This is a genomic window from Pseudolactococcus yaeyamensis, assembly GCF_054658615.1.
In genome coordinates this window covers 1-6345 of the sequence record NZ_BAAGGP010000119.1, presented here as the reverse complement: position 1 = coordinate 6345, position 6345 = coordinate 1, and the positions used below count along the sequence as shown (strand labels likewise).

Below are 6345 nucleotides of genomic sequence, written 5' to 3'. Positions count from 1 at the left end.
CCACTATCTCTTTGGCATCGTTCTTATCTGTGATGTGTGTAATCTTTTGCGACAATGGATTTTTTTCAATCGTCTCCTCAAAACTTTCATCAAAATCTACAAGTATTACTTCCGTTGAAGATTTGTTCAACTGACGAATTAGAAGTTCTTGGAATAAGGTCTGTTGTTCTTCATCCACAGAAGAAAATAAGAAGTAAGGTTGACGATTAGGAAGATAGCCTAAAACATTTGTTGTCGCAAGAGACAATCCTAACGGAATACCGCTTGCTTTTTCCACTTCTTGAACTGTAGGCAGTGTATCAAATACATCAAATGTCAGGTCATCTTCGACCATCGGGATTTTCTCAGGGCGATTACCAGTCCACGACTTATCAAGTGAGGCAACTTCTGCTTCAAGATTGGTCAATATTTCACTACTGTTAAGCCCCTCTACTGGTTGATAGAACTGGACAGCCGTTGGCACATCACGCATGATTTGCCCACGACCATTGACCGCAACTTGTGCGAGGTTTTCACGCCCCATGATTGCACCAATATCGCCTTCTTCATTTAAGTAAAGGACAATTTTGGTCGCAATATTACTCATCATGTTCATCCGAATAGCACCTACTCGTCCTGCTGTTACGATGAGATAGATGCCCAAACCAGCACCGTCTCGTAAAAGTTGAATTAAGACACTATCAATCTTATCCTTACGTTTATCATTTGGATCAAGTCCATCATAACTGTCTAGGAAATTGATAAGCACTGGCAGTTTTTGCTTCGTTTTGTTCTCATACTGAACGAGTGAAGCAACCCCTGCGTCTTTGAATAATTTCTTACGATAAGCTAATTCATGAGAAATTTTGCTCAACATCTTGCCTAGTTTTTCTTCTTCTTCAAGTGTTACAATATCCGCCACATGAGGTAAATCTTTGAGTGGCAGGAGACCATTTGTCCCAAAGTCAAGCAGGTTAAACTGGACTTGTTCAGGCGTATTTTCTCGTGCATAATTCATAACTAGGGTTTGAAGCGCTGTGCTTTTACCATAGCCCGGACTCGCAAAAATTACGGTATGCCCTTGCTTTTCAAGATTAAAATCATAAACCTCTTGTGCCTGCTTACTTGGTCTATCAAGCAGTCCAAGTGGTACAGTGAGCGTCCGTTTTTGACTTATTTCCTTTACAGGCGTCGCAATTTTTTCTTCAAGATTAGGTAGCCATGGTTTATCTGGCAAAGCATAGCCTTTAGTTTTAAAGATTTGTCCAATTTCTTCGATGACTGCTTCAAGCTGATTTTTCAAATCACTTGTATCTTTACCTTGTACGACTTCCTCAGTCGGATCATACATGAGTTCATATTGCCCTAACTCATTGATTATGAAGAATCGTTCATCAATCTTTTCTTCATTTTTGGCATCTGGGTCATAAGGTACACCCGCATAACCACTTTGGAAAAGTTCATAAACTTCATTTTCTCCGACTTTCAGATAACCACGACCCGGATTCGTAATATGCGCTGCATCAGGTGTTTTAAGCAATTCATTTGAATCTTGAACACCTGCCATTTTAAGTGCAATTTTCGACCTAGAGTTAGCTTCAATCTGGTCATTGACAACCCCACTTGGTTTTTGAGTCGCAAGAATTAAGTGAACACCTAAACTCCGTCCAATACGTGCAACTGAGGTTAATTCATCCAAAAATTCAGGCACATTTGCTTTCAATTCCGCAAACTCATCTGACACAAGAATAAGATGTGGCAGAGGTTTTGTTGGATATTTAACATCTGGTTTCGGATTATGACGTTGCTTATAAAGCGACATATAGTCATTGATACTATTGACACCGTATATCGCAAACTCACGTTGACGTTTATCAAGTTCCGCCTTAATACTGGCAAGCGCACGAGCTGTTCCCGCACCATCTAAGTTGGTAATGGCACCCATGAAATGTGGCAATTTATCCAAAGTATTGGCAATACCACCACCTTTCCAGTCAATAATCAACATCCCAATATCTTCTGGAGAGAAATTAATCGCAAGACCAATCAAATAAGTCGTCAGAAACTCTGATTTACCTGAACCAGTCGTCCCGCCAACCAAAGCATGCGGTCCATGTCCTCTTTCATGTAAATCCCAATAGACATAATCAGACTTACCACGCCAACCAATAAGAGATTTAATGGATTTATTTGGCTCAGCTTGCGCCCAACGCTCTGAAATTTCTAGTTCTTCAATTTTCTTGACTTCATATTGTTCAAGTAACGACAAACTTTCTGGTACAGCATTCTTCTCAACCTCTAAATGGTTGAGGTTGGCAATATGACGAAGGCTTGTTTCTAACTCAGGTAGCGCTGGGTAAGGTACAAAATTCTTAGCCAAATAAACGGTATGGTCACTAACCAGCTGTCCAGTAGTCGAGTTTGGTATTTCAACTAGGGAAACAACTGTTTCAGGTAATTGGTTAGCATCTTCTTTGCACCAAATGACCGTGACACCAAGCTCACTCATATCTTCCGCTAAAAGCTCGTTGATACCGTGACCTGCCAAAAGTTCATCATCTATAATCGTGAAAATATAATGTGGGGAGAATTGGACTTTTTCTTTACCCGCCTCATTGACAGCTTGTTTGCGTTTATTCAAGACTTGATGAAAGGAATTTAGCGCAACATCCCGAAGTTTTTCGGTGTAAATCAGTCCCCGCATATTCAATTCTTGTAATTTGAAATGTGGCAACATCCGCCATTTACGCCATGTCTCTTGATAGGCTTTACGAGGGAGAAGACTGATGAAATTGACATCACGATAAGAATGGAAAAAAGCAGTTTGAAAGAGAAGATTTTCAAGACTTGCCGTCAGTACTTCTTGTGTGCCAACCAATCCTAGCGTTTGTTCTAAGAGACTAATTGGTGTCGGAACTTGTCTTTGCGTTGAAAATTGTTGCACCAAATTTTTAAGATGTTTAGCATCATCGCCTAAATCTTTATCATTGACATCTGTCTCAATTGTCAAACTCGAAGATGTATCACTTAAACCAAGAGATATTGTCAGAAAATCTTTATTATAACCTTGTCGCTCATAAATTCTTGAATCATACTTTGAAGTCAAATCAACTAATTTTTCAGGACTTGGCTGTTGAAACTCCAGAACTTCTCTCTCACGTTTATAAGCCCTTGTGATTTCTCCAACAACAGTGACAAGGTACTGCTCATAATTCTCTTTTTCTTTAGTGATTTCCAGTTTGTTTTCTTTTTTCTCAGTCAGATATTGAGAAACAGTAAAGGTCGTTGTAAGCAGACTTGCGCCAGCCATACCTATCATCATCAAGGCATTACGACCACTTAATATTGTCGTCAATCCAGTCATACCAAGCATACCAAGAGGCGGTAGAATCGTCTTCAAAAGACCGTTACTCTTTTTCTCTTGGTTTTTAGTATTCCCCTGCAATTTAAATTTATCAGTTGGTACTTCAAGGTTCAACCTAGGACTTCGGCGATAGTCTGGAAAATCTTTCGGAAATTCAACTTTTCTTTTTTGCAATAAAACACGATTAGGATTGAAAGAAACATCATCTGAAAAAATAGTAATTTTCCATTGTTCAGCTCGTTTTTCAAGAAGATAATGCGGTGTTAAAAGACTTGACCCTTCAATAAACGAAAAAACTTGATTGCCAACAACCTTTTGTTCATTATAATAGACAAGTTCCTCTTTTACCTCAACAATTAAACGTTCTTGCTCCAAGATGACACGAGTTGTACTCGGTGTTTTTATCCCAGCAAAATCATCTGAACTGATAACAAGTTTTTTACTTTCATTGAAGCTGAAAAAGTGTGTCTTAGCATTGTCTCTTGAAAGTATTAAGAAACTCATATCTTTTATTTCTTGAAAACCTATTTCAGTTGACCAACCATCAATATGCAATTTATTATTGATAATACCAAATGGATAGCCTAGAAAATTAACAGACGGCGATGTCTCCGTTAAACTAATTTTCGTCAATCTGTCTGCTAACAAATAGACAACAAAAACTAAATCACTTGGTTTTAAACGTTCATCTATGAAAAAACTTTCTTTTTTGTCTACATCATTTGATTCAAAAATCGTCATTTTTCTACTTTCCTAGTTTCTTCGTCAATTCATCTATTTGTTTACTATAATCTGCCAAGAGCTTTTGTTTCTTAGCACCATCCATCTTATCATTGAGTTTGGTAGCTTGATATAGGTCTGTATAAGCAAGAAGGGTCAATTGTTCATCACCGAGATTTTGTGCCAAGTTAAGCGATTTTTCAAACTCTCCACGTCCTGCATAGAGCCAATAATTCAAAGTATTATCATCTGATTTAATCGAAATATTATTGAGAACTGCTTGTTTTTGAGCAGCAGTCAAATCAGATAAATTGATACTTGATACAGCAAGAATATATTTTGCGGACTTGGTCAACTCTTTAGGTGCATATTGCTCTAAATCAGTCTGTGTTTTAGCGTAGTTATTCGTCATAAAACTCGTTTGAGCTTCAATAATGGCAGCTTTTTTCTTGTCTGCGTTAGAAGTACGATACCAAAAAACGACCGAAACAATCGCTATGATTACAGCAACAACCCCTGTAATACGATAAAGTTGATAAGTATTTTTAGAAACAAGGCGCTTAGTTGACTTGATTTTATCTTCTGTCAATACAAGTTCTTGACGGATAAAATTAAAAAGAGCTTCTGTACTATCAGCTTGAACGATTTGCCGTGAAAATTTGTCATTAATAGCAGACAGTCCATCAAGAATTTTTTCATAACTGAGTTTTGGCAAAAACAATGATAGTACAAGCGATTTAAGATTATTCAAAAATAAATCAGAGTCTTGATGATTTGGTGCAAGAACCCCTTCTAAACCTGAGTGTACAACAAAAAACTGATCGCCTGTCATATACAAATTTTCAGGATGTATATATGGAATTTGGTAATCGTTTATCAGATAGGACAACTGACTAATTTTATCTGCTAATTGTAACTTTTCTAATTTTGTTTTGGCATTATTAGCCACTCTAGCAAAAGGAATAGCACCTTGTGGAACTACATAAGTGATTGTCAAATTATCTTCTAATTGCTCTACTTGAAAATAACTTTGAATCGTTGTAATAACTTCTTTATCATACTGAGTTTTATCCAATATAACCTGAATACTATCAGTTTCTTTGACAAACTCTAAATACTCTTTTCCATTAAATAGTTTCACTTATTTCTCCTGCCAAAATTTCTAATCTATCTCCGTTTGAAACACCAAAATCTCTTAAGACATCTGTCTCACCCATCTGAAAAGTTTTATCAACAAATTTCAACTGAAAATTATCAGGTAAAGTACTGCCGTTTTCAGCTAAGGCTTCTTTTAACAAACTACTCAAACGTTTAAAAGTAATCTTGTTTGGCACTAATACATCTAAGGTTTTTTGATTTAATACAAAGGTCACTTCAATCATTGTTCTATTTTCTCGTTCTTTGTTTTTTTAATTTCTGTTTGATACGCCACCTACCCGCAAAAATGCCAACAACACCTAAAAATAGCATAGTAAGAGTAGCGATCAAAAATAGATAATCTGACTGCTTTGTATTTTCTTGATTTTTAGTCGTTATCACCTGCGGTCGATAATTTTCAAAAAGCAGTTGTTTCACTTGTTTATCGTCTGAAACATCTCTAGATTTTATTGAAAAATCTATCGTTTTTGCTTGTTCAATCCGTTCATTTTGCTTAAAGCTGTTTTGCTTCGAAAACTCCGTTAAGGCTGAGGAGAATAATTCTCCACGTATCGGAAAGTCCCCCACCCCACCTGCTTGAACCTGATTATTAGTGAGAATGTCCGTATTTATTGTAAGACTACCATCACTATCGGCACTTACTGTAATAGCAGACAATATCCCAATCATAACTAAAGCAATCGCAAAACTTTTTAACGCAAAAAAGCACCTTAAAAGGCGCTCATTTTTAAAATCCGAAACTTTGAGCATCTTGTGCATCACGTTCTGCAATCGTATCAGCGTATGTGTTCAACTGTTGATTGATATTTGCGAGTAACTCTTCAAATTGACGAACGTTTTGATAGAGTTGGTTGTATTGCTCAAGGTACGCTTCGAAAGCCGCACCTTTCCATTCTTGAGCAATCGTATCGTTCATGCGGTTAACATTTTGAATTGTTGTTTCAATCTCTTCTTTTGAACGAGTGTAGACTTGCGCCTGCTCTTTTAGTTCCTCTGGTGTTACACTAATTTGTGCCATTTGATAATCTCCTAAATTTTTTGTTGGTAACAGAAAGCGTTTTCCATTACTCCTAGATTCATTTTATCAAAAACTATACTCATATGCAAGGTTTTTTATTCATAAT

Annotated in this window: 5 protein-coding genes; all 5 read right to left on the bottom strand. The window is 36.9% G+C overall.

Annotation, left to right across the window (positions count from 1 at the left end; genetic code table 11):
- Nucleotides 1-4084, bottom strand: a 4084-nt coding sequence (essC, locus tag ACYQ21_RS14385) for a type VII secretion protein EssC (RefSeq protein ID WP_460059268.1), incomplete at its 3' end; no start/stop codon positions are given.
- A gap of 4 nt (nucleotides 4085-4088) precedes the next feature.
- The gene (gene essB, locus ACYQ21_RS14380) at nucleotides 4089-5204 is read right to left on the bottom strand and encodes a type VII secretion protein EssB (protein ID WP_460059267.1); all 1116 of its coding nucleotides are present in this window, start codon (nucleotides 5202-5204) and stop codon (nucleotides 4089-4091) included.
- On the bottom strand, nucleotides 5191-5445 hold the full coding sequence (locus ACYQ21_RS14375) for an EsaB/YukD family protein (protein WP_460059266.1): 255 nt from the start codon (nucleotides 5443-5445) through the stop codon (nucleotides 5191-5193). Before ACYQ21_RS14375 ends, essB begins: the two co-directional genes overlap by 14 nt.
- Nucleotides 5446-5449: 4 nt before the next feature.
- On the bottom strand, nucleotides 5450-5983 hold the full coding sequence (locus ACYQ21_RS14370) for a hypothetical protein (protein ID WP_460059265.1): 534 nt from the start codon (nucleotides 5981-5983) through the stop codon (nucleotides 5450-5452).
- Entirely contained in the window at nucleotides 5949-6239 is a 291-nt protein-coding gene (locus ACYQ21_RS14365; RefSeq protein ID WP_460059264.1) for a WXG100 family type VII secretion target, read from the bottom strand. The genes ACYQ21_RS14370 and ACYQ21_RS14365 overlap by 35 nt, the downstream gene beginning before the upstream one ends.
- Nucleotides 6240-6345: the final 106 nt, after the last annotated feature.